Origin of the sequence: Tateyamaria sp. Alg231-49, from assembly GCF_900143535.1 — a bacterium.
GTDB lineage: Bacteria > Pseudomonadota > Alphaproteobacteria > Rhodobacterales > Rhodobacteraceae > Tateyamaria.
In genome coordinates, this window is the sequence record NZ_FRFA01000001.1 from 371,241 (window position 1) to 396,083 (window position 24,843).

The following is a 24,843-nucleotide window of genomic DNA, read 5'->3' on the forward strand; positions in this document are numbered from 1 at the left end:
GGCTAACCTGTCCCGCCGTCAGTCTTTTTGCGTGTTTGCGAAGTCGTGGTACGGCGCGTCTGACCACCCGCGTTCAGTGCTGCGGCTAATGCAGACAGATCCGTGCGGATTTCGGACATGGTTTCCTGCCGCCCGGCACTGATTTCTTCGAGGATACGCAACATCTGCACATCAATCGAACGCAGGCGCATACGGCTTTCTGCATCAATCCCGTCGCCCGTGCTTTGCGCCTCGGCCACTTCGATCAGGCGTTCCTGCCCGGCCACGCTTTGCGCTTGTCCCTCCGCAAGAGCGCGCAGGCCTTCAACCATCTGCCCCTGCCCTGCGATCACGCCATCGAGTGTCCCTGAGCCTGCGCCGCCTTGCATCTGATCTGTCATACGCTCAATCGCATCTGTCAGTTTGCCCAGCTTTTCGTCGACAATCGCCCGGCTCACGTCAGATTGCAGAAACACGTTTTGCAGGCTTTCCATCTGTTCCGCCAGATGATCCACCACGCCCGCCATCATGCTGGCCTCGGCGTTGCCCTCGCCTTCGGCATCGGCCGCAAAACTGACGCGGGTGATTGAGCTCAGCCACTCTTCCAATTCTCGGTAAAAGCGGTTTTGACCGTGCCCTGCGAACAGCTCCAAAAGGCCCACGATCAGCGATCCGGCAAGACCCAGAAGGGATGAGGCAAAGGCGACACCCATCCCGCCCAATTGATCTTCCAGCCCGCTCATCAGCCGGGCAAAGACCTCAAAACCTGCTTCGCCGTCCTGCGGTGCAAGACTGCGGATCGTGTCCACTAGGGCTGGGACCGTTGTTGCGAGGCCATAGAAAGTCCCCAAAAGTCCAAGGAAAATCAGCAGATTGACAATGTAGCGCGTAATTTCTCGCGCCTCATCGATACGTGTCGCCACCGAATCCAGAATTGAGCGGGTCGAGGTGGCGTTCAGCTGCATCCGCGAACCACGGCTGCGCAGCAACGACGCAAGCGAGGCCAGCAGGCGCGGCGCTTTGTCGTTCGCTGTGGGTCCATCCTTGGCGAACCCTTCGATCCAGCGCACCGACTGGATCAATTGCAGCACCATCCAGAAACAGGCAATCACGCCGATCAGGAAAACAAAGACGATAAATCCGTTGAGGTACGGGTTCGCCTCAAACACGGGCAAGACACGCGGCAAGGCCAGCACAACGCCTGCGCCGGACAGGCCCAGAACGATGACCATCAATGCAATTTGCCGCAGCGGCTGGCTAAAGTACGGCTGTGCCTCGGGTGTGGTCTGCGCCATAGGCTGGCTCCTGACCCCTTATTTGTTCTGCTCTTGGCGCAATCTATCGGCTTTTCGGCAAAAGTGCCAAGGATTTATCCGGTGATCGCTGCGACGCGGCGTGATAGCCAATCAAGGTCCGGATCCGCCACCCCAAGCGCGGTCAAATGTTGGGCGGTGTTGAACAGATATTCGTAGTTTGGCCCGCGCCCGCCGACTGCACGCGCGATGATCTGCGCCTGTTCTTCGAGCGGTAGACCACCGCAATACTGCACGTGGTCCGGATCAATGACGTAGGTGACTGCCTGCACGGTCGGCCCGCTCTCTAACGAGATGTCCAGCATCCGCTCCAAATAGGCGGACGAGATCAACTCGCGTTCGCGCAAGTAGGCCAGTGTCGCATCTTCCGTCCCCGGCGCGGCGCGCAGTGCCACTCCGTTGCACACCGTGTCTTGATGTTCGTCCAACGCCAGAACCAGCCCCGGATCCTCGTCAGTTCCGCGGTGGTGAATCGACCGCATGCAAAACGACCGCGCATAGCCCGACAGTGTCGCAGGCACTTCTTCGGCGACATCAAAGCCTGGGTTCCACAACAGGCTGCCATATCCAAACACCCACATAGTCATTTGACTGGTCCTTTCTATGTCGAATGGGATAGACCCGATTTCGCAGTCAAGGGAAAGGGCCCGCATGCGCAAATTGTATGTTGTGGTGGCACTGTTATGTGCCGCGTGGTGCGTGTGGTGGTGGGTGGCGTCATCGACGCTGCATAACGGGGTGCAGGCCTGGTTCGATGCGCGTCGCGCCGAAGGGTGGCAAGCTGAGCTCGGTTCGCTTACAGGCGGTGGCTTTCCCTTTCATTTGCAGGCTGAGTTGTCCGATATTGCACTTGCGGACCCTGACGCTGGCCTCGCCATTCAGACAGACCGTCTCGACATCACAGCACCGGCGCACTGGCCCGGTAACGTCAGTGTTGCACTGGATGATGGCCCGATTCTGCTGGCCTCCCCCCTTGGTCGATCGGCCCTGACCATGCAGGACGGGCAAATGGCGCTCAATCTACACCCGGGCACTGCCCTCGAACTTGCCGCATTGGGGTGGACCGCCAACAAGTGGACCATCAGCGACGCGACCGGTGTCCAGGTCGAGGCAGACACGTTAACGCTGACAATGACGCAGGACAGCGGACCGACCTACGATTTCGTGGCCCGCGCCGACAGCTTCGCGCCCGGCGATGCCACCCGCGCACCTTTGCGTCTGCCAGATACGTTCCCGCGCGCCTTTGACAGCCTGACGATGCAGGCCCGGGTCACCTTTGACCGCGCTTGGGATCGGCGCGCCCTTGATACCATCCGCCCACAACCACGTCAGATCACCTTGCATCTGGCAGAAGCAAAATGGGGTGGTCTGAACCTGAACTTCGCAGCAGATCTTTCAGTCAACGCACAGGGCGTCCCCGACGGGTCCATGTCCATCCAAGCCGAAAACTGGCGCACGATGCTGGACCTTGCACAAGCCAGCGGAACACTCCCCCCTGCCTTTCGCGATCAAACTGAAACAGTGCTAAAACTGCTCGCCGGTGCCTCCGGCAACCCCGATACGCTGGATGTGGACCTTACACTGCGCGATGGCGCGATCTATCTGGGTTTTCTGCCCATCGCGCCCGCGCCAAGGCTGATCATCAGATAGGGCCCCGTGTGTTCTTCTGGCCAAACCGAGCCGAGGGCGGGCGCGCAGCGCCGGGGCAAGTCACCCAGCCTCAGATTATCGGCAATACGTCCCGCTGCGATGGTTGGCGGTGTCAAAATGGAAATGATCACGGTGGAACCGGTCCGAATTTGGCCCCAACACGGTTCCAAAAGGCCCACATGCTGCGCGGTGCATGGATTTAAGAGCCTTCCCATTCCGTGAACTCCAGTCGTTCAACACGGTAAGGGTTGTCCCGTCCTTCAAGACAAAACCAGAAATATCAATCGCCTTGCCGCGCCCGTGTTCTGAAATCCGCCCACCCGGTTGGTTGTTTCGCGTACGGCAGGCATAGTGCGCTGCAACACGGTAAGTCGCCAGCCCGCCTCCCTTTTTGCGCAGTGCCGGTTTGGCGCCGTTTTCCGTCCAGCGTTTCAGTGCCTTGGCTGTATTACAATCGATCACCGCGGCTTGGCTCAAGGTCACGCCCGACACAGAGCGCAGTCGAACCGCCTCGGAAACTCCGCATCCTTTGATGCGCCCGGGGACCATACCAACCTCGTCCCCCTGCAAATCGGGATCACCACAAACCTGCCCCTTACGCCGTTGGGCCCGCCGCGCCATCGCCTGCTGCACAATCTCAGGCGGGCGCATGAAAGGGCGCAACGAAGTTGCCTCACGAGAAAATGCCGCCAGTTGCACAGGTGCGTCGGGCGCGACATTGCGGTTATCGGTTCCGATGCGTGCCACCGGGCGTTTGGACGTATCGGGTGCCGCCAGCGCGGCACTGGTCAAAAGAACGAGTGCAAGCGCAAGCGCCTTCACCGCTGTCCTCCGCGCCCGAAATCCGGTGCGTCTGTATCTTGACCCGCTTCAATGATTCCACGGCGGATCGCACGGGTGCGTGTAAAATAAGCATGCAGGTGATCGCCGTCACCTTGCCGGATGGCTCGTTGCAGTGCGAACAGCTCTTCGGTGAAGCGGCCCAGGATTTCCAGCGTCGCATCCTTGTTGTTCAAAAACACATCGCGCCACATCGTCGGGTCACTCGCCGCAATGCGGGTGAAATCTCTAAACCCGGCGGCGGAATACTTGATCACTTCGCTGTCGGTCACCCGGCGCAGATCATCCGCGACCCCAACCATCGTATAGGCAATGAGGTGCGGCGCATGACTGGTGACAGCCAGAACAAGGTCATGGTGGTCCGGCTCCATCTCTTCGACGAAAGCACCCAGCCGTTCCCACAGCTTGCGCAAGCGCGCGACGGCGTCCGGGTCGCTGCCCTCGACTGGCACCAAAAGGGTCCAGCGATTGTCAAACAGCTCGGCAAAGCCACTTTCGGGTCCGGAATGTTCAGTGCCAGCCAGCGGGTGGCCAGGCACAAAATGCACACCTTCGGGCAAGTGTGGGGCGACCGCGTCGATCACCTCCCGCTTGACCGATCCCACATCCGTCACCGTCACCCCGGGTGCCAAATGCGGTCCGATTTCTGCGGCCACAGCACCCATCACACCCACGGGGACGCAGAGAATGACAAGGTCTGCTCCGTCCACAGCCTCAGCCGCGCTGTCGCAAACCACATCACACAATCCGATCCGGCGAGCCGTGTCGCGGGTTTCCGCAGACCGGGCATAACCGCGCACTTCGCCGACCAATCCACCCCGTTTCATCCCCCAGAACATCGAGGACGCAATCAGGCCAAGGCCAATCAGTGCTACACGGTTGTAAATCACGCTGCCGCTCCTTCACGCCACTGTGTCAGGGCCTCAATTACGCGGCCAGTCTGCTCTGCGTTCCCGACGGTGATGCGCAAGCCCTCAGGAAAGCCATAGCCCGCAACCCGCCGCACCAGAATACCAGCTGCGTTCAATGCGGCCTCTGCCGCATCGGCTTCCGTGCTGTCTGCGGCTCGGGCAAGGACAAAGTTGGCGTGGCTTTCGTCACAGGCCAGACCCAATTGGCGTAAGGCTCCGGTCAGACGCGCGCGTTGTTCGGAGTTGAGGGCAATGCAGGTGTCCAGCCAATCGCGATCCCGCACGGCGGCTTCAGCCGCCGCCAGTTGAACGACCGACAGGTTGAAAGGCTGGCGAATGCGGTTCATCACATCCATCATCTCACGTGGCCCATAGCCCCAGCCAACCCGCAGCCCTCCGAGGCCATAGAGTTTCGAAAAGGTGCGCGTGACCAACACGTTGGAGCGATCCCGCGCCAGCGAAATGCCCCCGTCATACCCGTCAGAAAATTCCGCATAGGCCCCGTCGATCACGAGGATCACATAGTCAGGCAACCCGTCGGCGAGACGTTCCAACTCTTCCACTGGCAGCATGGTGCCGGTCGGGTTGGCAGGGTTGGCCAGCAACACAACGCGCGTGTTTTCCGTGACCGCAGTCAGGATCGCATCTACGTCCACGACCCGCTCGTGTTCATCCACACAAACCCGCGTTGCTCCGGCCATGCTGGTCAGGATCGGGTACATTGAGAACCCGTGCTCGGTATAGATGATCTCATCGCCCGGCCCGGCAAAGGCTTGCGTTACGAACTGCAAAACCTCGTCCGAACCCACACCACAGATCACACGGTCCAGATCCACGTTCCAGACCTCGCCAATAGCCGCGCGCAAGGACGCGTGATCGGTCGATGGGTAGAGGTGCATTCCGCCTGCCGCGTCGCTCAGGGCCTGCATCGCACTTGGCGGCGGTCCCAGCGGATTTTCATTGGAACTGAGCTTGAGCACGTCTGACACACCCGCAAGATACGACTGCCCGCCCTGATAAAGAGCGATGTCCATAATGCCGGGTTGCGCGGTAATGCGGGTCATGTCGGGCCTCTTAATGCGTAAGCGTCGTTTTAGGACGCACGGCAGTCAGTGGCCAGTGGCAAAAGCGCGCGCGAAGAACCGCGCGGGCCCCGGCACGGAATCAAGGCCGCAGGCCGCCGTGCCAGCGGCTGCCCGCCCCCTGGGCGGCCGCTACGTCACCGAAAGCGCGTCATCTGGACGTTGTAGGCAAATGAGAACCATAAACCGCGCAGCACAAACGGCAGGGCGGCAACCCGAGGGCAGCCGCAGGCACGGCTCGCACACCTACACAGCCGCCCCGTCCGCAGGCTTCCACTTGAACCCCACGCGGATCACCCCGTGATCGTTGGTCCCGCTTTCCTTGTGGTCGTGGTAGTTGAGGTGGTCGTTCTCCACCACCATCTCGTCAAAGGCCCAGATCCGGCGTTTGGAGTTGTCGTAGAATTCCTGTGAAAACATGATGTGATCAAGGCTCTCGCGGTTCCCCTTAAAAACATGGGTGTAATAGACGTCGCGAACCGACCGGTATTCCTGCATCGTCTGCGCGGTATAGAGGGAATTGTCCCCTCCCCCAGTCGACAGTGGCGACAGATAAGTGGGCTGTTCGCTCAGGATGTTGAGGGTGTTGCTGTCTTTGCCGTCGTTCATGTCGCCGATGACGACAACGGGTGTGTCCGTCTTCTTGGCAAGGTTGGTGACCAGCACGCGCAAGGCCGCCGCCTCTGCCGTCCGACGCACCGTCGAGATCGCATAGCCGAGCGCGCTGAGGTGGGGGCCATGCACGTCCTTTTCATACCAGCTTTCGCGCCAGAACTGCGTCGGGCGGCGGGATTTGAAATGGCAGACAAAGACATGGATGACCGGCGTGCGCGGATCGGGCTGTACCTTGAAGTGCAGAACAGGGCGCGAAAACGTGCTCAGGTTCACCTCGATAAAGTCCTGTTGCGGATCATCCCCACCCGATTTCAGAACGTATTCATCCGGGAAATCCCTGATCCACTCTGGCTCGTCCACCAACATGCCGTTGCGCACAAGGGCGGCACAGACAATGCTCTTGCCATTGTGGCCCGGTGGGATGAGCGCGGTGTAGTCGGCCTCTAACCCGCCGGCCACCAGCGCCTGATCCAGCGCGTCAGCGGCCCAGAGCTCCTGAAGGCCGATCACATCCGCGTCCTGACGCAGCAACACGTCGCGGGTAAAGTTGATCTTGCGGGCAAAGATGTCGAAATCCCAACCGTCCGTATCGCCGTAAATCGCAGCACCGGGCAGTTGCAGGTTGAGAAGGTTGAAACTCGCAAAAGAAATATCACGGGCACCCATGGCAGTCTCCGAATCTGATCAAAGAATGCAGATAATCTACCACAGGTTGCAGTGCGCGGGCATGAAACTTTTATGACACCGCCGGATCACGAGCCGGACGCCACATCGGCCCAACGCCAAGTACGAGAATCCCTATGTTAAACAGCACGTTCGAGGGATGCCCCGACAGGGCAGACCCTGCGCTGTCCAACACAAACCAGCACACCAACGCAGTGACGACGGTTCGGCGCACGCCTTCGGGTGCTGCGTCGTAAACCCAAGCCTGCAACAGCCAGATGGTCACTCCCCAGCCCAGCAAAAGGCCGCTGAGAATGGCCGAGAGAAAGCGGCTTGCCGGATCGCCGTACACAGGCAAGCCGTCCAGCGGCAGGCCCAAAAGATCCAGCGTGAATTGCATGGGCCATGCCGTCGCCTCCATGCTGCCCAGAAACATGACGGGGGCAAACGATGCAATTATTACGGCGGTGATCTTCAGCCAGAATTTGTGAAAGTCGTGGGTCATCTGCCCCTCCTAATGGTCTGTTCAAAGAAGACCTAAGGGCTGGGGCATCATCGTTTCAATTACCTCAGAAGTAATGGGCGCGCGCCGAAATCCACGTTACGGTTCCTTTATGACCACGTTTCCCGGCACATTGCGCACATGGCGCAAAGCACGTCGCCTCAGCCAGTTGGACCTTGCAGGCGAGGCAGGCGTCTCCGCGCGCCACATCTCCTTTCTGGAAAGCGGGCGGTCGCGGCCCAGCCCCGAGATGATCGGACGGTTGGGTGATGCACTGGCCCTGCCGCTGGACGCCCACAACCAAATGCTGACCCATGCAGGCTTTGCCGCGCGCTATCCGGGCCGGGCGTGGGACGATGCCGAGATGGAGCCGATCCGCAAAGCGGTCAGCTACATTCTTGAGGCCCATGCCCCCTACCCCGCACTGGCCGTCGACAAGCTGTGGACCGTGATGGCGCTGAACGCCCCGGCGGCGACGTTGTACGGAATGCTGGGGGTGGGCGAAGGCGACAGCCTGCTTGATCTGATGATGTCCGATACCTTGCCGCCAATGATCGAAAACTGGGCACAGGTCGCCCACCATGCCTGCCAGCGGCTGCGCACAGATGGTGCGGCACAAGGCGGCGTTCCGGCGCTTGATCGCGCCGCAGACCATATGGGCCGCGTCCCCCGCCCTCGCGGTCAGGCCACGGGTCCGGTGATACCGACGATCCTCAACACCGGGACAATGCGCTTGTCGATCTTTGCCACCATAGCTCAGTTGGGCACACCAGAGGATGTCGCACTCCAAGATCTGAAGATTGAGCTGTATTTTCCCACCGACGACGCCTCGGCATCATTGCTGCGCCAACTGGCTGACCTGTCCGGTTAGGCCGGTGTCGTCAGGGGTTCTGCCTTTGCAACCCGCGCCAACGCGTTGCGTGCAACAAGGATGTGGAACGGCAGGATCGCGGCCAGATAGATACGTCCGCCGATGTTGTGGGGATGTACCCACGTCGCCAGTGAGACCCGACCCGAATCCGCATAGACTGACACCCGAAAATTAAGGTGCTTGTCGTCAAACCCGGCAATCACCTCTTTGCCGGTGTCCAACTCAACAGGGAACGGTCCGAGCTTGTCATCGGCCTCCGGCCCATCCTGAGACAAACCGAATGGGGCAGTCACGATGCGACGCACCATCAACAAACCCCGCGCCCATCCAGGGAAAGCAGTGATCACCTGTGCGGCATCGCGGGCAGACATGTCACTGGTAACCGAATAACAATCCAGAAAATCACCCTGCCCGACATACCCGTGCAAAGCGCTCTGGTCTGGAGGGGTGTGGCGTTCACGTGCATGACAAATGCTCCTGCGAAATCTCAATCTAAAGTAGTCACAAGAGCAGGCGCTTACAGCGCGACATGAGGCCACGGGTTGTCCGTTGGGCCCAAACCAAAAAAGGGCCGCCCCCGATGGGACGGCCCTCTTATTCATTAGCAGCGGGACAAGCCCGCAAACTTTAGTTCTTGGCGTAGAATTCGACGACGAGGTTCGGTTCCATCATCACCGGATATGGCACATCGCCCAGTGCCGGCGTGCGCACGAATGTCGCGGTCAGTTTGGAGTGATCAACGTCCATGTAGTCGGGCACGTCACGCTCGGGCAGTTGTGTCGCCTCGAGGATCGCTGCCATTTGCTTGGAACGATCACGCACCTCGATCACGTCGCCTTCTTTGACGCGGTAGGAGGGGATGTTGACCTTTTTGCCGTTCACACGGACGTGGCCGTGGTTCACGAACTGACGGGCAGCAAAGACTGTTGGCACGAATTTGGCGCGGTAAACAACGGCGTCCAAACGACGCTCCAGCAGGCCAATCAGGTTTTCACCGGTATCGCCTTTGACACGCTCAGCTTCGGCGTAGATGCGGCGGAACTGTTTTTCGGTCAGGTCGCCGTAGTAGCCTTTCAGCTTCTGCTTGGCGCGCAGCTGAATACCGAAATCAGACAGTTTGCCCTTGCGGCGCTGACCGTGCTGGCCGGGGCCATATTCACGACGATTGACGGGGGATTTGGGGCGACCCCAAATGTTTTCGCCCATACGGCGATCAAGTTTGTACTTGGCAGCTGTGCGTTTTGTCACGGCTGATCTCCTTCGTTTAGGTTTCGAAGGGCGTTGTCCTCTGACCCGATTTTGCGGGACCGACAGGAAACCCCTTGCGGGGGCCACCAACACCAATGAAAGCGCGCTTATAGGGATGCGCCAGACAGAGTCAACGCCCCTTTGGCGATTGTGCCATCGCGGCGCACTCGGCGTGGCGGTGGCATGTCAGGATGTGATCATTCACCAACCCCGTCGCTTCCATGAACGCATACACAATCGTAGGGCCACAGAATTTGAAGCCACGCGCCTTGAGGTCCTTTGACGCCTGCGCCGACATGGGGGTCGAGGGCGGCACGTCTGCTTGGGCGGCAAAGCGGTTCTGCAGGGGCTCACCATCCACGTATTTCCATAAAAAATTATCAAAACCCTCGGTGGCGTTAACCTCGAGATAGGCGCGGGCATTGGTGATCGTTGCTTCGATCTTGCCACGATGACGGATGATACCAGGATTGCCCAATAACCGCTGCACATCTGCGTCACCCCATTCCGCGATCACTTCGGGGTCAAACCCCTCAAAGGCCGCACGAAAGTTGTCCCGCTTCTTCAAGATTGTGATCCAGCTCAGACCCGCCTGAAAGCCGTCAAGTATCAGCTTTTCCCAAAGCGTGCGGGCATCATATTCGGGCACGCCCCACTCGGTATCATGATAATCCACATAGATTTTCTCTAACCCAGCCCAGCCACATCGCCCGTCCATTTGAGTGTCCTTTGGTTAACGCAGAAAATTAGAACGAAATGCAAACCTTAAGACAGTTTTTACACCCATCAGAGCATGGTGGCCAGACAATGTCTGCGAAGGGACGGCTGCCACACCATGCCAAAATTCGAACCAATCGACATGCCGGTCGGCGCTGCAAGCCCGCTTGATGCGGCCGTCTCGAACCGGGATCGAAACACCCTCGCGATGGTGGCCGAGGCGCTAAAGCACAAACAAACTTTGCTGGCCTTTCAACCAATCATGGTTGTAGGTGACACCCCGCGTGTCGGTTTCTACGAAGGGTTGATCCGGGTGATCGACGACACAGGGCGGGTGATCCCGGCCAAGAATTTTATGCCAGCGATCGAACGGGCAGAACTTGGGCGCGAGATCGACGTCAACGCTTTGAACATGGGTCTGCGCACACTGCACCAAAACCCATGCATACGCCTGTCGATCAACATGTCTGCACGCTCCATTGGCTACCAGCGCTGGATGCAAACCCTCAACCGCTGGCTCAAGAAAGACGAATCCGTAGCAGACCGGCTGATCCTCGAAATCACCAAAAGTTCGGCTATGGACCAGCCGGAATTGGTAGTCGATTTCATGAACCGGCTCAGCGCGCGGGGTGTGTGTTTTGCACTAGATGATTTTGGCGCTGGCTTTACCGCGCTGAGATACCTCAAGGATTTCTATTTCGACGTTCTCAAGATCGACATGCAGTTCTGTAACGGCATCGCCAATGATTTCGACAACCAAGTGCTGACGCGCGCGATGGTCCAGATCGGCCAACACTTTGACATGCTTGTCGTCGCCGAAGGGGTCGAACGGGGCGAGGACGTGGAATGTCTGTTGGAAATGGGCGTCGACTGCCTGCAAGGATACTATTTTGCCGCCCCCCAACTCCGCCCCGATTGGCTGGGCGGGCTTGGAACAGGTAAAAAGACGAGCCAGCGCGCCTGATCAAAGCGGGTATGCGCGCGCCAGCACGCAGTTCGTTTGCGCACAGTGGCCGAATCTTATATCGCACGCTCATTGCGGGGCAGTCTGAGGTCCGCACAACGTGCCAGTCTCGGGGTGCCGCTCGGACAGTCCTCACGGTAACTTAAACTGAGGATTTGACCACATGACCAATATCGTGATCGCTTCTGCTGCCCGGACTGCCGTCGGCAGTTTTGGTGGCTCTTTCGCCAACACCCCTGCACATGACCTCGGCGCGACGATGCTCGAAGCTATTGTCGAACGCGCAGGCGTCGACAAATCCGAAGTATCTGAAACGATTCTAGGTCAGGTTCTGACAGCCGCCCAAGGCCAAAACCCCGCACGCCAGGCGCATATCAATGCCGGTCTGGCTCAGGGTTCTGCCGCTTGGTCGATCAACCAAGTCTGCGGCTCTGGTCTGCGCGCCGTGGCCCTTGGCGCCCAGCACATCGCACTGGGCGATGCTGACATCGTCGCCGCTGGCGGTCAGGAAAACATGACACTCAGCCCCCATGCCGCGTCCTTGCGCGCAGGTCACAAAATGGGCGACATGAAATACATCGACACCATGATCCGTGATGGTTTGTGGGATGCCTTCAACGGCTATCACATGGGGCAGACGGCCGAAAACGTCGCCGACCAGTGGCAGATCACGCGCGATGCTCAGGACGAATTTGCCGTCGCCAGCCAGAACAAGGCAGAAGCCGCGCAAAAAGCCGGAAAGTTTGCTGACGAAATCACGCCATTCACCGTGAAGACGCGCAAAGGCGATATCGTCGTGGACAGCGACGAATACATCCGCCACGGCGCCAACCTCGAAGCAATGGCGAAAATGCGCCCCGCCTTTACCAAGGACGGGTCCGTGACCGCCGCCAACGCCTCCGGCCTCAATGATGGTGCCGCGGGTGCTCTGCTTATGTCCGCCGACAACGCTGAAAAGCGTGGGATCGAGCCGTTGGCCCGCATCGCCAGCTACGCCACCGTTGGCCTTGACCCATCGATCATGGGCGTCGGCCCGATCTATGCCTCGCGCAAAGCATTGGAAAAAGCGGGTTGGAAGCCCGAAGACCTCGATCTGGTTGAAGCGAACGAAGCCTTTGCCGCTCAAGCCTGTGCCGTGAACAAGGACATGGGCTGGGATCCAGCGATCGTGAACGTGAACGGCGGCGCAATCGCCATTGGCCACCCAATCGGGGCCTCTGGTGCGCGCATCCTCAACACGCTGCTGTTTGAAATGAAGCGGCGCGATGCGAAAAAGGGTCTTGCCACTCTCTGCATCGGTGGCGGCATGGGTGTCGCCATGTGCCTCGAGCGTGACTAAGCGCCAATTCAAAGAGCAACTGATCCAGATCAAGGCGGCGCCCCCGAGCGCCGCCTAAATCCCAAATTCATATGACGATACGTCTTAGACAGCATAGAGCGCGTAATAATGTTGCGCGCCGTACGATTTTCGTGAAACAAAGACACTGACCTTACCGGAGGAGAACTATCTATGTCCCGCACCGCACTTGTGACCGGAGGCAGCCGAGGAATCGGAGCCGCCATTTCTACCGCTCTGAAGGACGCAGGCTATTCCGTCGCAGCGACCTATGCAGGCAATGACGAGGCTGCGGCCAAGTTCACGGATGAAACCGGCATCAAGACCTACAAATGGAACGTCGCAGACTACGATGAATCCGCAGCTGGCATTGCGCAGGTCGAGGCCGACATCGGGCCGATCGATGTTGTCGTTGCAAATGCGGGCATCACCCGTGACGCGCCCTTCCATCGCATGACGCCCGAGCAATGGCATCAGGTGATCGACACCAACCTCACCGGCGTGTTCAACACGGTCCACCCTGTGTGGCCCGGTATGCGCGAGCGCAAGTTTGGCCGCGTCATCGTGATCTCTTCGATTAACGGTCAAAAAGGCCAGTTCGCTCAGGTGAATTATGCCGCGACCAAGGCCGGTGATCTGGGCATCGTCAAATCACTGGCGCAGGAAGGCGCGCGCGCAGGCATCACTGCCAACGCGATCTGCCCCGGCTACATCGGCACCGACATGGTGATGGCAGTTCCGGAAAAAGTGCGCGAATCAATCATTGCGCAAATCCCCGCGGGTCGTCTGGGCGAACCCGAAGAAATCGCGCGTTGCGTGGTGTTCCTTGCTTCGGACGATTCAGGTTTCATTAACGGGTCGACCATTTCGGCAAACGGCGCGCAGTTTTTCGTCTGACACACCGTTTCGGTGCACACTCGGTGCACCGCCAGAACCAAGAAAAAAGGGCCGGTGCATCGCTGCACCGGCCCTTCCTTTTCATCCCGTAAGATGGCGCGCGCGCATCAGCGGGAAGATTTGCCCCCAAACAACCAGTGCCAGGCCTGTTTCATGGCTTCCGCGCGTTCTGCGCGTGCCCGATCAAGTCCGTTACGGATGGCGGGGTGTGCGGATGTCTCAAACATGATGTTGTCCTTTTCGCGGTGTGGCGGTGTGTCTGTTCTTGATCTCAATATGTCTTTTTGACCGCCGCCCGACAAACGAGACTTTCCCTTACTTCAGTTAAGCTGTACTTGTGTGAAGCATGTCAGACAGATTGCCACCTCTCACCGCTTTGCGCGCCTTTGACGCCGCCGCACGACACATGTCCTTTGCCAAGGCAGCAGAGGAATTATTCGTCACGCCCGCCGCACTCAGCTTCCAGATCAAATCGCTCGAGGAGCACTTGGGCACTCAGGTCTTTCGCCGCTTAAACCGCGCGGTGGAACTGACCGACGCAGGCAAAGCCCTTGCCCCCGGGACTTCAGTTGGATTTCAATCCTTGGCTGCGGCATGGCGGGCCGCGGAAAGAACGATGGATAACCATACACTTACCGTCACAGCCGGACCGGCGTTTACTGCAAAATGGCTGGCCCCACGTCTTTACGACTTCGCCCAAGCGCATCCGGAAGTCGAATTGCGTTTTTCTGCCTCTCTAAAGATGATGGACTTTGGGCGCGATGCAATCGATGTGGCGATCCGCTTCGGCTATGGGCAGGACAACGGCCTTTACTCGATCCCTCTGGCCGAAGAATGGATCTGTCCGGTGATGACCCCCGCTCTGGCTGAACAGTATCCAACGGCAAAAAGCCTAACCAAAGCCCCTTTAATATTTGATGACAGCATCAGTTTTCTCAAACCGCGTGCAGATTGGGAAACGTGGTTTCGTTCGCAGGGAATCGACTTTGCACCAACACAGGGTCCCCGGTTTTCTCAGGCTGATCACGCCATTGATGCAGCTCTTGCCGGCGTTGGCGTCGTGCTTGGTCGCCGCGCACTAGTCGTCAAGGATTTGGACGATGGCCGGCTGGTTGCACCCGTCCCAATCGCTCTTGATACAGGTGTGCGGTTTCGATTTCTGTGCGCTGATGGCGCACAAGCACGGCCCCAGATCGCCGCATTCCGCGACTGGATCATCGCCGAAATCGCCAAGACGGCCCACATCACTGACGCTATGACGCGTCTGCCCTCCGCAGACTTTCAGCGCCCATGACAAAGGGGATCGCAACGCTCGTCGGGTTTATCGCGGTCCTGTTGTGGGGCGTGCTTGCTCTTTTGACCGTTGGTTCTGCACCGACACCCCCGTTCCTTTTGAATGCAACATGTTTCGCAATCGGCGGGACGCTTGGACTGATCTGGACTGCGGCATCGGGGGGACTGGAACAACTGCGCGCCGTGCCCTTACATGTCTACCTTCTCGGGACATTGGGGCTTTTTGGCTACCACGCATTGTACTTCACGGCTTTGCGCCTTGCACCCGCAGCCGAGGCCAGCCTGATAGCATACCTCTGGCCGCTCTTAATCGTGTTATTTTCAAGCCTGCTACCCGGCGAACGCTTGCGCGCAGGTCACGTCATAGGCGCGTTGGTTGGGTTTGCCGGCGCCGGCCTTATCGTCACTGGTGGCGGTGCCGGGTTCCAAGCCGAGGCGATCACGGGATACCTGATTGCCCTATCCTGTGCGCTGACCTGGTCCACGTATTCTGTGATGTCCCGCAGGTTTGGCACAGTGCCCACTGCATCGGTTGCCATTTTTTGCATCGCAAGTGCCGCGCTGTCCCTGCCCCTGCATCTGGCCTTTGAAACAACGGCTTGGCCTATAGGCACGAAAGGATGGACCAGCGCAATTTTGTTGGGTCTCGGGCCCGTTGGGCTTGCCTTTTACGTCTGGGACATTGGGGTCAAGCGTGGAGATATACAACTGTTGGGCACGGCATCCTATGCCGCGCCGCTGCTGTCTACGCTTGTCTTGATACTGGCAGGCGTTGCCAACCCAACATGGTCATTGGCCGTAGCTGCCGCCCTTATCACTGCGGGCGCTCTCTTGGCAGCCCGCGCCAGTCTGAAAGCGGGCTAACCCGACAATCGGGCGATTTCTTCTTTCAGTTTCAGCTTTTGCTTTTTCAGTGTCGCAACCTCGACCTGGTCGGCACCCGGCGCGCGTTGCGCCATTTCGACCTGTTCGCTCAAGGTCCGATGCTTCCTTTTCAACTCTTCGAGATGGGCAGTGATGCTCATGTAGTTCTCCTTGCTGATAAAGTGCATCTTCAGCAAACCACAACATAGGCCCCATGTCACGCTGCAGACGCACAATGTGGATAAGTCAATGCGGTTTGGGTTAAGGATCGGTTAAATCCCGAGCGCAGCGCCCTCGCGCAATACCGCCCTTATGACAGGCGCATAACTGTCTGCATCGCGCAGATGCTGCGCCCCTTCGTGCAGAATAATCGGGGCGTGAAGGCGAAAATTGGCGCGGCCATCTTTGCGGGCACGGAAAATGACCAATTCGGCAGCGCGGCCAACACGCGGGGAAATCGGCCAAATTTCGGGGCTACCAAGCCGCCCTTGCGCCGCCGCGAGCAAATCGGGCACGCGTTCGGCCCGATGGATCACGTGCAGATATCCCTTGTGGCGCAATCGTTTGGCTCCGGCCTTGATCCAATCGGACAAGGGCGTGTTCAACCCGCGCGCCACCTCACGCCCGGCATCGCTTGCTTCTCGACCAGACTTTCGATCGAAAAATGGGGGGTTGGCCAGAACATGATCAAAGCTGCGGCAGCGGACTTCGTCTGGCAGGTCCGTCACGGTTCCAACAGCGACCGGCAATCCGTTGCGCGCGGCCAAAGCGGCATATTCCGCTTGCTGCTCGACCCCCATCAGATCAAGCCCCGGCACCCGCGCCCCCAAACAAAGGGCCGCCGCTCCGACACCACACCCTAGATCCAGCACCGACTCGCCCGATTGAGCAGGCACAGACGCGGCCAGCAAGACTGGATCGACTCCAGCCCGATAGCCCGAACGCGGCTGCCACAGGTGCAACCGCCCGCCCAGAAACGCGTCACGCGTAAGATCAGTGTCCAAGGTCGATGTCATTATCCTTCATCGCACGCAATGCAGCATCGTAATCCGCCTCTCGCACCATCAGCCGGCGCGGGAAAATTCCTATGCCACCTTCGAGGATGCTCATGTTTACGTCCATCTGAAAGCAGTCTATATCCTCGCCTTCAAGTAGGGCCGAAGCAAACGCGATAATGGTTGGGTCGGTGCTGCGCAAAAGTTCCTTCATATCATCGATGTAGGAGCATCCCGCGCAAAATGTCGAGGGGGAATGGGGTAAGGGCATGGACGCTTCCACAATTGCAAAACCGCATGATCGATTGGCGGATTGGCTGGCCGACGACATGGGCGCCGTTAACACGCTGATCCAGACCCGGATGGCGTCGGAACACGCCCCGCGCATTCCCGAAGTAACCCGTCATTTGGTAGATGCGGGAGGCAAGCGGTTGCGCCCCATGCTGACCTTGGCAGCTGCGCACATGTGTGGCTACGAAGGCCCCTATCACGTGCATCTGGCCGCCACGGTGGAATTCATTCACACCGCCACCCTACTGCATGATGATGTTGTCGATGAAAGCGCGCAACGCCGCGGGCGCCCCACGGCAAACCTCTTGTGGGACAACAAATCGTCTGTGTTGGTTGGCGACTACCTTTTCTCGCGCAGCTTTCAGTTGATGACTGAGACGGGCAACATGGACGTGCTGCGTATCCTTTCTGACGCGTCAGCGACCATCGCCGAGGGCGAAGTGTTGCAGATGACCGCAGCGCAGGATCTGGCGACGGATGAGTCAGTTTATCTGCAAGTGGTGCGCGGCAAGACGGCGGCTTTGTTTTCTGCCGCGACCGAAGTTGGCGGGGTCATCGCTGGCGCGGATAAGACGACCGTGCAGGCGCTGTTTGACTATGGCGACGCACTTGGGGTCGCCTTTCAGATCGTGGACGACTTGCTGGATTATCAGGGCCAGTCGAGCGCCACAGGCAAGAACGTCGGCGACGATTTCCGCGAGCGCAAACTAACCCTCCCTGTGATCAAGGCCGTGGCCAAGGCCGACGCAGAAGAGCGCGCTTTCTGGTCCCGCACGATTGAAAAAGGCCACCAAGAGGAAAGCGATTTAGACCACGCGCTGAACCTGCTGCACCGCCACGGTGCTTTGGAGGCGACACAACACAACGCAATCGCGTGGGCGGACAAAGCCAAGGCCGCCATGTCAGACGTGCCTGCGCATCCTTTGCGCGACATGTTGATCGATCTGGCCGACTACGTTGTGGAACGGATTAACTGAGGGGCGGCACGCCGCCCGCCGTTCAAACGTCCGCTTTGCACCCACCAGTTTGGATGTGCCGCCCGAATTTCTTCGGCTGCGGCTTCGGCCTTGTGCACGCGGTCAAACAGACCAAAACACGTCGCCCCCGATCCGGACATGCGCGCAAGGCGGCACGTTTCGTGCGCAGACAGCGCGCCCAGCACATCCCCAATGGACGGACAATCCCCGACCGCCGCATCCTGCAAATCGTTACGTTGTGCGCTCAGCCAATCCAGCACCGCGTCACGATCCTCAAAACTCTCGGGCCACGGTTCTATGGTCGCATTCTGCTTTGTCGCCAATTGTGAAAAGACGGACGGGGTGGACACCTGAACCCGCGGGTTCACCAGGACAATCGGATAGGGATGAAAATCCGTGATGGGCTCTATCTGCTCACCAATCCCGCGCACGCGGGCTGGTTCGCTCAGAACACACATCGGCACATCCGCGCCAATTTCCAACAGATCGTGGGCATCCTGACGGGTTGGATCACGCGGGATGTCCTGCCCCTCCAAAGCTGCGCGCAGCCGTAGCAGACCGCGATAGGTGGCGGCCGCGTCTGCCGATCCCCCCCCAATGCCCGACGCCATCGGCAGGTGCTTTTCCAAAGCGAGAGAGACATAAGTGTCCGGGTGCCAAAACTTCTGCGCCGCATGCCACATGATGTTGTTGTCGCTAGACAGTTCCGGCGTCGCTTCGGGCCCTGTCACGGCAAGAGCACCCGGCCCAGTGCTTGAAACTGTGATGACATCCCCGATGTCCGCAAAAGCGACCAGCGTGTCTAGAAGATGGTAACCGTTCTCAAGTTGGCCGGTCACATGCAGGCACAAATTGATCTTGGCCGGAGCAAAGACCTCGACCGAGACCTTATCCTTCGTCATCCGCCACTTTCAAAGGCGGCGCACCTTCTTCTTCCAACACGACATCCAAACCGACTTCCAACTTGCGCCGCATGCGGTCCGGGTCTGCCTCGCCATCTACTTCTTCGGGGTCAACAAAGCTAAGCGCGCGCATCCACTGGAATTGCGCCTCGCGTTCGCGCCCGACAGCCCAATAGACGTCACCAAGGTGGTCATTCACCACCGGATCGACAGGCATCAGTTCAACTGCGCGTTCCATGTGGCCAACGGCTTCGTCAAAACGGCCAAGGCGGTAAAGAACCCAGCCAAGGCTGTCCACGATATAGCCACTTTCGCCATTGGTCGCGTCGACCGCCTGCTCGATCATGCTCAGCGCTTCGTCCAGCTTGATCTGCTTTTCCACCAGCGAATAGCCTAGATAATTCAGCACCTGCGGCTGCCCCGGGTTCAGTTCGAGGGCACGGCGAAAATCAGCCTCGGAGCGGGTCCATTCGTCTTGGCGTTCCAGCGTTATGGCGCGGGCATAATACAGGAACCACGTCCCGTTCGCCCCCTCTGGCGTCAGATCAATAGCACGGTCATAGGCTCCGGTGGCTTCTGCAAACCGGTCCTGCTGTCGCAACACGTCGCCCAAAGTGGAATGGACCACTGACAAGTCGCCAAACCGCTTTGCCAGTTGCTCAAGTACTTCAATGGCCGCGTCCACCTTGCCGGACTCGCGCAAGGTGCCAACGCGACCCAGTTCGGCGGCGTGGAAGGCGGGGTGGTCCGCAGGTACTTCTTTGTAAACAGCCCCTGAAAGTTCGTACTGCTCCAGCTCTTCGAGCAGATCCGCGACCAGCAACAGCGCATCAATCTGCTCGGGGCGTAAGTGACGCGCAAGGCGCGCGTAGATCAACGTGTAATCGGCACCTGCATCCGCGCGCAGCGCACCTGCAACAGAGTAAAACACCTCTGCCGCGCCATCGCGGGCTGAAGTCACATGGGTGAACGGCATCACGTCACCCGCGGCAAGTCCGTCCCGCATCGTCGCCAGTTCTGGGTCTGAAGAAGTACCAAACGCCGCCTCAAGAGAAGCGATCGCGTCATCATTTCGACCCAGTTGCGACAACACTTCCGCCCGCGCCATGGCGCCGCGCCGGGTGCGCTGCAAAGGGCCCGCTTCGGACGCAAAAATGGCCTCTGATGCCTCGAAATCCCCCTCCAAAGCCAGCGCCATAGCCTTGTGATAAAGCGCAAAGCCGCGCAAACCGCGTTCTTCGCTGATCCGGTCAAATTCTGCTAGACCATCCTCAACACGACCCGCCCCGATCATAGCCCATGCGCCCAAAAGGCCATCGACCAGCGGCCCAATACCGGCGGCTTCTACATTGCGGTTCAGGTAATCGTCATAGGCTTCGCGCGCAAACATGTCGGCGATGACCGTCATATGCGCGGCCTGACTGCGAATGCCCTTCCCCTCAAGCAACTTGGCGATCGGCAAGGCGCGGTCGATACGACCCATGGCCAGTTGCGTGGCAATGGTGTCCTCCATCAGCCCCACATTGGATGGGTCGCGGGCCAAAGCAGCGGTATAATAGCGCGATGACGCCTCGAAGTCGTCTCGGATCGCCGCTTGGCGCCCCGCCAAATATGCACCGGACAGCGAATCCGCAGCAACGATCTGAGGCGAGGCAAAAAGGCTGGTGGTCAATGCAGTACAAATGAGAAGCGTGCGGATCACGGGGGGGCACCTGTTATGTGAGAGCTCGAGTTGACGCTACGCTAACACGTCTGACACCGGGTGCAACGTGACCTCGCGAAATGGTTAGCGTGTCGCAGGGTGCGACACGCACATAGCTTACATATTGGGATAATTCGGCCCGTCACCGCCCTGTGGCGTGGTCCACGTGATGTTCTGCGCCGGGTCCTTGATGTCACAGGTCTTGCAGTGCACGCAATTCTGGAAATTGATCACAAAGCGGGTGTCTTTGCCCTCTTCCTCGACAAACTCGTAAACACCTGCCGGGCAATAGCGCGCCGAGGGACCTGCGTATTTGGCAAGGTTCGATTTCACGGGCACGTCCGCGTCTGTCAGATGCAAATGCGCAGGCTGGCTTTCTTCATGGTTGGTAAAGCTGAAGGCCACGTTGGTCAGGCGGTCAAAGGACAGCTTTCCATCCGGTTTGGGGTAATCAATGGCAGTATGCTTGGACGCCTCTTCGGTCGCGTCCGCGTCGTTCTTGCCATGCGCCTGCGTTCCGAACAAAGAAAAGCCAAGCGTGTTCGTCCACATGTCAAACCCGCCAAGCGTAAGCGATGCCATCAGGCCATATTTTGACCACAACGGCTTGACGTTGCGCACTTTTTTCAGGTCTGCACCAATGTCGCCATCGCGGACTTCGCTCTCATAATCGGTTAGTTCATCGCCGGAACGCTCCGCCTTGATCGCATCGAACGCCGCCTCCGCAGCCGCTTTGCCCGAAAGCATCGCGTTGTGGTTGCCCTTGATGCGGGGGACGTTGACCATGCCCACGGAACAGCCAAGCAACGCCACGCCGGGCGCGACCATCTTGGGCATGGACTGGTATCCACCTTCAGAAATCGCGCGCGCGCCGTAGGCCACCCGTTTGCCGCCCTTGAGCAGTTCGGCCACCATCGGGTGATGTTTGAAGCGCTGGAACTCCATGTAAGGGAACAGGTGCGGGTTCTTGTAGTTCAGGTGCACCACAAACCCGACGTAAACCTGATTGTTCTCAAGGTGATAGATGAAAGATCCACCGCCCGCGTTCTTGCCCAGCGGCCAGCCCATGGTGTGGGTAACGGACCCTTCCTTGTGCTTGTCGGGGTCAATTTCCCAGATTTCCTTCATGCCAAGGCCGTACTTCTGAGGCTCCGAGTCCTTGGCCAGATCGTATTTCGCGATCACTTCTTTGGAGAGCGACCCGCGTACACCTTCGGACAGGAACACGTATTTGCCATGCAGCTCCATGCCGGGTTCTGTGCCTTCACCAATGGACCCGTCCGCTTCCAGACCAAAGACACCAGCGACCACGCCTTTGACTTCTCCGGCCTCACCATAAACCAGTTCAGAACAGGCCATGCCCGGGAAAATTTCGACGCCCAGTTCCTCCGCCTGCTCGGCCATCCAGCGACACACATTCCCCATCGATACGATGTAGTTGCCGTGGTTGTTCATCAGGGGCGGCATGGGAAAGTTGGGGATACGGATCTGCCCCGCCTCGCCCAGCATATAAAACTTATCTTCCTTGACGGGCACGTTCAGCGGCGCGCCTTTTTCTTTCCAATCAGGGATAAGTGCGTCAAGACCACAAGGGTCCAGCACCGCACCCGACAGGATGTGCGCGCCCACTTCTGACCCTTTCTCCAAAACAACGACGTTCAGATCAGCATCAAGCTGTTTGAGACGAATGGCTGCCGACAGGCCCGCGGGGCCAGCACCCACGATTACCACGTCATATTCCATTGCTTCGCGTTCTATCTCGGCCATGTTCGTCCACTCTCTGATATCGCAGGCGCAAGGCAGCCTTGCGCGAAAAACATTTGGAATTGGCTAGCGCAGGTGCGCAGACGATGCAATCGCGACACCGCGTAAAATGATCCGGTGCTGCGATGGGTCACAGCACTGCGGCTCAGGCGTGGGCCCACATGGCACTGTCGGCGAATTTGTCGGACTTCCACCAGTCTGTCCGCCCGGCGTCATAATTGAAGTTGCGCGATCCCGCCTGACTTTGCAGGGGTGCCGATACCTGCCCGCCCGGCAGTCGGCGGGCGCGATGGTTTTTGGATTCCGGAACCACCATCGACACATGCCCCGACGCCCCATCATTCTTGCGCCGTGCAATGATCATGCACACCGCCCCCAGATTTGCATGATTTTGTAATTCCGTTGTGGACGCGATGCGTTGCCAGCCAAAACCAGAGCCATAGTCCGCCAGCCAGCGGAACAAATCATTGGCGCGCATTTCCTTGATCGTGTTGCCATAAAGTGGCTTGACCTCGGCGCCTCTCGCAATCGCACCCAATGCCCCCTCCATCCACCAAACCCGAGGGAAATAGACCCCGCAAAGCGCACAAAAGTCGTGGGCGTAAATATTGCAAAAGGTGAGCCGCCCGCGCGGGGCATAGCGCGCATGTCGCGCCGTGTTCTCCGGATTCAGGAACGCGATCACATCGTGAATACTGGCGCGCAGCATCTCGGGCGTCGTCCCTCCGCGCCCCGGCATTCCCTGTTCATTCAAAGAATGGGCCCCTGCCTGTTCTGTGCGTTTGGTGATCAATGCAGATTTGCGGGGCATCCAAACCGGCTCTACCGCGTGCTTGGCAGGAGGTTCCAAAGGCTCCAGCGGTGCAATTGGTTCCATCGGGGCGGCGGGGGTCGCATCCGCCAGAAAATCGGCAAACGCAAAGCCACGAAAAACTGTCCCCGACAGATCCGCCTCAACTTCCCGAAACCCATTCTGCGATTTTGTTCCAAAGGCCCGCACTGGCCAGCCGTCGGGCAAATCGGCAATCACGTTCTTAGTCGCGGGGCTGCTGACCTCCGGCTCACTGCGCAACCGCAGGGTCGTGGTCGATGTGTCAACAACCAGCCATGGCCCAGTTGCTTGCGGGGGGCGCAGCGGAGGAAGAACAGTCTGGCCGTCGTCAGGCACCACAACCGCCGGACCATCGGGCACTGCAATCTGGCGCAGGCGCGCCACATAGTCGTTGATATGCTCGCCGTAATGCTTGGCTCCGTCGAAATGCCCCTGCTTCAGCCCCTTGTTGGGGCGAAACCGCCCGGTGTTATAAGTGATGGCGATGGTCACAAATTCAAAATCCGTGATCGAAGTCCGATCCTGCAACCCGCGCTTTTTCTGGCAGGATTTTAGCTCGCGCATGGCGCGCCCGAGTGTTTCGGAAAACTGTTCGTACCGCCGTTCAAGGAAGTACTCAGGCTCGACCTTGAAGAACTGCAGATCCAGCTGAAACACCCCATAGCCATGGCAAAACTTGTTTTTACGTTTCTTCGCAAACCCATAGCCGGGCACGTGTTCGGACATATCTAGCAGTGCTTTGCGCGCAATATTGAACATCTCTTTGCCGCGCGGTTCCGCCTCAAGATGGCCGCGAGTCTTGGGAAAAGCGCTGCGGTTTGGTGCATCCAGCGTATCACCGCAACACAGACGCACGATTTCGTCCTTTGACAGCCCCTTGTCGCGCATAGGCGCCCACAGACTGCCAGTTTCCTGACAGGCGATGGCGCTGACCATGTCAGGGTCAAAAACGGTGCCGTCGATTGCGGCCTTTAATTCAGCCCAGAAAGTCTCCTTGAACCACCGCATGTCCGAGGTCTTGACCATACAAAAATCTCCAAAATGAAAAACGCAATAAATATCTCTAAACGCTAGACCGGGCAGACGCCGCGATCAAGAAATTCCACCTATGCGCGTTATTTGTCCGGGCTATCGCCCAACAGGTACCGCGGCCCCGTCCCACGCTCGGCTGCGCGATCTTTGGGGTTGTAAAGGGCACATGCCTCAAGGCTCAGGCAGCCACAGCCGATACAGCCATCAAGCGTATCGCGCAGCTTTTCCAACCGGGCAATTCGAGTATCGAGACCACTGCGAAACGTTTTGCTTATGCGCGTCCAATCCGCTTTCGTGGGGGCGCGGTGGCGGGGCAGACGATCCAGCTCTACCCGGATCTGCGGCAGAGTGAATCCAAACTGCTGCGCGATCATGACAAAGCTCAAGCGCCGGATGTCGGCGCGCTGAAACCGCCGGCGTCCTGCTGAGTTGCGCCACGGGGCGATCAGCCCTTCTTCTTCGTAGTATCGGATTGCTGACACAGCGAGACCGGTGCGTGCTGCAATCTCACCGATGCTCAAACCCTCGGCTGCACTCATGCGAAAAAACCTCTTGACCTCAAGTTAACTTGAGGTGGGACACTGCCCTCATCAACTTCGAAAG

26 protein-coding genes are annotated in these 24,843 nt (G+C 58.8%); 8 read left to right on the forward strand and 18 right to left on the reverse strand.

What is annotated here, in order from left to right:
* Nucleotides 1–2: 2 nt before the first annotated feature.
* Together DHN60_RS01770 and DHN60_RS01775 are read right to left on the reverse strand one after the other, a co-directional pair.
* Nucleotides 3–1,274, reverse strand: a complete 1,272-nt coding sequence (locus DHN60_RS01770; RefSeq protein WP_108835533.1) for a biopolymer transporter ExbB — start codon at nucleotides 1,272–1,274, stop codon at nucleotides 3–5.
* A gap of 74 nt (nucleotides 1,275–1,348) precedes the next feature.
* Entirely contained in the window at nucleotides 1,349–1,879 is a 531-nt protein-coding gene (locus DHN60_RS01775; RefSeq protein WP_108835534.1) for a gamma-glutamylcyclotransferase, read from the reverse strand.
* A 64-nt stretch (nucleotides 1,880–1,943) separates the two neighbouring features.
* Here DHN60_RS01775 and DHN60_RS01780 point away from each other — a divergent pair, with 64 nt between their 5' ends.
* Entirely contained in the window at nucleotides 1,944–2,942 is a 999-nt protein-coding gene (locus DHN60_RS01780) for a DUF2125 domain-containing protein (RefSeq protein ID WP_159089080.1), read from the forward strand.
* A 75-nt stretch (nucleotides 2,943–3,017) separates the two neighbouring features.
* Here DHN60_RS01780 and DHN60_RS01785 read toward each other — a convergent pair whose 3' ends face one another.
* The 5 genes from DHN60_RS01785 to DHN60_RS01805 all read right to left on the reverse strand — a co-directional run bounded on the left by DHN60_RS01785 (nucleotide 3,018) and on the right by DHN60_RS01805 (nucleotide 7,558).
* Entirely contained in the window at nucleotides 3,018–3,764 is a 747-nt protein-coding gene (locus DHN60_RS01785; protein WP_108835536.1) for an extensin family protein, read from the reverse strand.
* A complete protein-coding gene (locus DHN60_RS01790; RefSeq protein ID WP_108835537.1) occupies nucleotides 3,761–4,672 on the reverse strand; it encodes a prephenate/arogenate dehydrogenase family protein in 912 nt (303 codons plus the stop codon). The genes DHN60_RS01785 and DHN60_RS01790 overlap by 4 nt, the downstream gene beginning before the upstream one ends.
* Nucleotides 4,669–5,757, reverse strand: coding sequence for a histidinol-phosphate transaminase (gene hisC, locus DHN60_RS01795; RefSeq protein WP_108835538.1), 1,089 nt, complete (start codon nucleotides 5,755–5,757; stop codon nucleotides 4,669–4,671). The genes DHN60_RS01790 and hisC overlap by 4 nt, the downstream gene beginning before the upstream one ends.
* 264 nt (nucleotides 5,758–6,021) lie before the next feature.
* Complete coding sequence (locus DHN60_RS01800; RefSeq protein ID WP_108835539.1) at nucleotides 6,022–7,056, reverse strand: endonuclease/exonuclease/phosphatase family protein; 1,035 nt, start codon at nucleotides 7,054–7,056, stop codon at nucleotides 6,022–6,024.
* A 70-nt stretch (nucleotides 7,057–7,126) separates the two neighbouring features.
* On the reverse strand, nucleotides 7,127–7,558 hold the full coding sequence (locus tag DHN60_RS01805) for a hypothetical protein (protein ID WP_108835540.1): 432 nt from the start codon (nucleotides 7,556–7,558) through the stop codon (nucleotides 7,127–7,129).
* 109 nt (nucleotides 7,559–7,667) lie between these two features.
* Here DHN60_RS01805 and DHN60_RS01810 point away from each other — a divergent pair, with 109 nt between their 5' ends.
* Nucleotides 7,668–8,426, forward strand: coding sequence for a helix-turn-helix domain-containing protein (locus tag DHN60_RS01810; RefSeq protein WP_159089081.1), 759 nt, complete (start codon nucleotides 7,668–7,670; stop codon nucleotides 8,424–8,426).
* On the opposite strand, the gene DHN60_RS22565 is transcribed toward DHN60_RS01810, so the two are convergent.
* The 3 genes from DHN60_RS22565 to DHN60_RS01825 form a co-directional block, all read right to left on the reverse strand.
* A complete protein-coding gene (locus DHN60_RS22565; protein ID WP_255415546.1) occupies nucleotides 8,423–8,854 on the reverse strand; it encodes a DUF2867 domain-containing protein in 432 nt (143 codons plus the stop codon). The two genes, DHN60_RS01810 and DHN60_RS22565, sit on opposite strands and share 4 nt — an antisense overlap.
* A gap of 199 nt (nucleotides 8,855–9,053) precedes the next feature.
* Nucleotides 9,054–9,674, reverse strand: a complete 621-nt coding sequence (rpsD, locus tag DHN60_RS01820) for a 30S ribosomal protein S4 (protein ID WP_108835543.1) — start codon at nucleotides 9,672–9,674, stop codon at nucleotides 9,054–9,056.
* Between the two features lie 130 nt (nucleotides 9,675–9,804).
* Nucleotides 9,805–10,392 (reverse strand): DNA-3-methyladenine glycosylase I, encoded by a 588-nt coding sequence (locus DHN60_RS01825; protein ID WP_108835544.1) that lies wholly within the window; start codon nucleotides 10,390–10,392, stop codon nucleotides 9,805–9,807.
* Between the two features lie 117 nt (nucleotides 10,393–10,509).
* Here DHN60_RS01825 and DHN60_RS01830 point away from each other — a divergent pair, with 117 nt between their 5' ends.
* From DHN60_RS01830 to DHN60_RS01855, 5 genes are all read left to right on the forward strand, one after another.
* Entirely contained in the window at nucleotides 10,510–11,355 is an 846-nt protein-coding gene (locus DHN60_RS01830; protein ID WP_108835545.1) for an EAL domain-containing protein, read from the forward strand.
* Nucleotides 11,356–11,518: 163 nt separating this feature from the next.
* Nucleotides 11,519–12,694, forward strand: coding sequence for an acetyl-CoA C-acetyltransferase (locus tag DHN60_RS01835; protein ID WP_108835546.1), 1,176 nt, complete (start codon nucleotides 11,519–11,521; stop codon nucleotides 12,692–12,694).
* Nucleotides 12,695–12,865: 171 nt separating this feature from the next.
* Nucleotides 12,866–13,588 (forward strand): acetoacetyl-CoA reductase, encoded by a 723-nt coding sequence (gene phbB, locus DHN60_RS01840; protein WP_108835547.1) that lies wholly within the window; start codon nucleotides 12,866–12,868, stop codon nucleotides 13,586–13,588.
* 346 nt (nucleotides 13,589–13,934) lie between these two features.
* Nucleotides 13,935–14,882, forward strand: coding sequence for a transcriptional regulator GcvA (locus tag DHN60_RS01850; RefSeq protein WP_108835549.1), 948 nt, complete (start codon nucleotides 13,935–13,937; stop codon nucleotides 14,880–14,882).
* Nucleotides 14,879–15,745 carry a DMT family transporter gene (locus DHN60_RS01855; RefSeq protein WP_108835550.1) on the forward strand — a complete coding sequence of 289 codons (867 nt, stop codon included), beginning with the start codon at nucleotides 14,879–14,881 and terminating at the stop codon, nucleotides 15,743–15,745. The genes DHN60_RS01850 and DHN60_RS01855 overlap by 4 nt, the downstream gene beginning before the upstream one ends.
* Here DHN60_RS01855 and DHN60_RS01860 read toward each other — a convergent pair.
* The 3 genes from DHN60_RS01860 to DHN60_RS01870 all read right to left on the reverse strand — a co-directional run bounded on the left by DHN60_RS01860 (nucleotide 15,742) and on the right by DHN60_RS01870 (nucleotide 16,954).
* Nucleotides 15,742–15,906 carry a YdcH family protein gene (locus DHN60_RS01860; protein WP_108835899.1) on the reverse strand — a complete coding sequence of 55 codons (165 nt, stop codon included), beginning with the start codon at nucleotides 15,904–15,906 and terminating at the stop codon, nucleotides 15,742–15,744. The two genes, DHN60_RS01855 and DHN60_RS01860, sit on opposite strands and share 4 nt — an antisense overlap.
* A 111-nt stretch (nucleotides 15,907–16,017) precedes the next feature.
* Nucleotides 16,018–16,761, reverse strand: coding sequence for a tRNA1(Val) (adenine(37)-N6)-methyltransferase (locus DHN60_RS01865; protein WP_108835551.1), 744 nt, complete (start codon nucleotides 16,759–16,761; stop codon nucleotides 16,018–16,020).
* Nucleotides 16,739–16,954, reverse strand: a complete 216-nt coding sequence (locus DHN60_RS01870) for a DUF2007 domain-containing protein (protein ID WP_108835552.1) — start codon at nucleotides 16,952–16,954, stop codon at nucleotides 16,739–16,741. Before DHN60_RS01870 ends, DHN60_RS01865 begins: the two co-directional genes overlap by 23 nt.
* 55 nt (nucleotides 16,955–17,009) lie before the next feature.
* On the opposite strand from DHN60_RS01870, the gene DHN60_RS01875 reads away from it, so the two are divergent.
* Nucleotides 17,010–18,008, forward strand: a complete 999-nt coding sequence (locus DHN60_RS01875; RefSeq protein WP_108835553.1) for a polyprenyl synthetase family protein — start codon at nucleotides 17,010–17,012, stop codon at nucleotides 18,006–18,008.
* Here DHN60_RS01875 and DHN60_RS01880 read toward each other — a convergent pair.
* The 5 genes from DHN60_RS01880 to soxR all read right to left on the reverse strand — a co-directional run bounded on the left by DHN60_RS01880 (nucleotide 17,984) and on the right by soxR (nucleotide 24,779).
* Nucleotides 17,984–18,910: a 4-(cytidine 5'-diphospho)-2-C-methyl-D-erythritol kinase gene (locus DHN60_RS01880; RefSeq protein ID WP_108835554.1), complete on the reverse strand. Its 927-nt coding sequence runs from the start codon at nucleotides 18,908–18,910 to the stop codon at nucleotides 17,984–17,986. The genes DHN60_RS01875 and DHN60_RS01880 overlap by 25 nt on opposite strands.
* Nucleotides 18,897–20,612 (reverse strand): tetratricopeptide repeat protein, encoded by a 1,716-nt coding sequence (locus DHN60_RS01885; RefSeq protein ID WP_306415963.1) that lies wholly within the window; start codon nucleotides 20,610–20,612, stop codon nucleotides 18,897–18,899. The genes DHN60_RS01880 and DHN60_RS01885 overlap by 14 nt, the downstream gene beginning before the upstream one ends.
* Before the next feature lie 117 nt (nucleotides 20,613–20,729).
* Nucleotides 20,730–22,379: an electron transfer flavoprotein-ubiquinone oxidoreductase gene (locus DHN60_RS01890; protein WP_108835555.1), complete on the reverse strand. Its 1,650-nt coding sequence runs from the start codon at nucleotides 22,377–22,379 to the stop codon at nucleotides 20,730–20,732.
* A gap of 142 nt (nucleotides 22,380–22,521) precedes the next feature.
* Nucleotides 22,522–24,234, reverse strand: a complete 1,713-nt coding sequence (locus DHN60_RS01895; RefSeq protein ID WP_108835556.1) for a hypothetical protein — start codon at nucleotides 24,232–24,234, stop codon at nucleotides 22,522–22,524.
* An 89-nt stretch (nucleotides 24,235–24,323) separates the two neighbouring features.
* Nucleotides 24,324–24,779, reverse strand: coding sequence for a redox-sensitive transcriptional activator SoxR (soxR, locus tag DHN60_RS01900; protein WP_108835557.1), 456 nt, complete (start codon nucleotides 24,777–24,779; stop codon nucleotides 24,324–24,326).
* Nucleotides 24,780–24,843 lie beyond the last annotated feature (64 nt).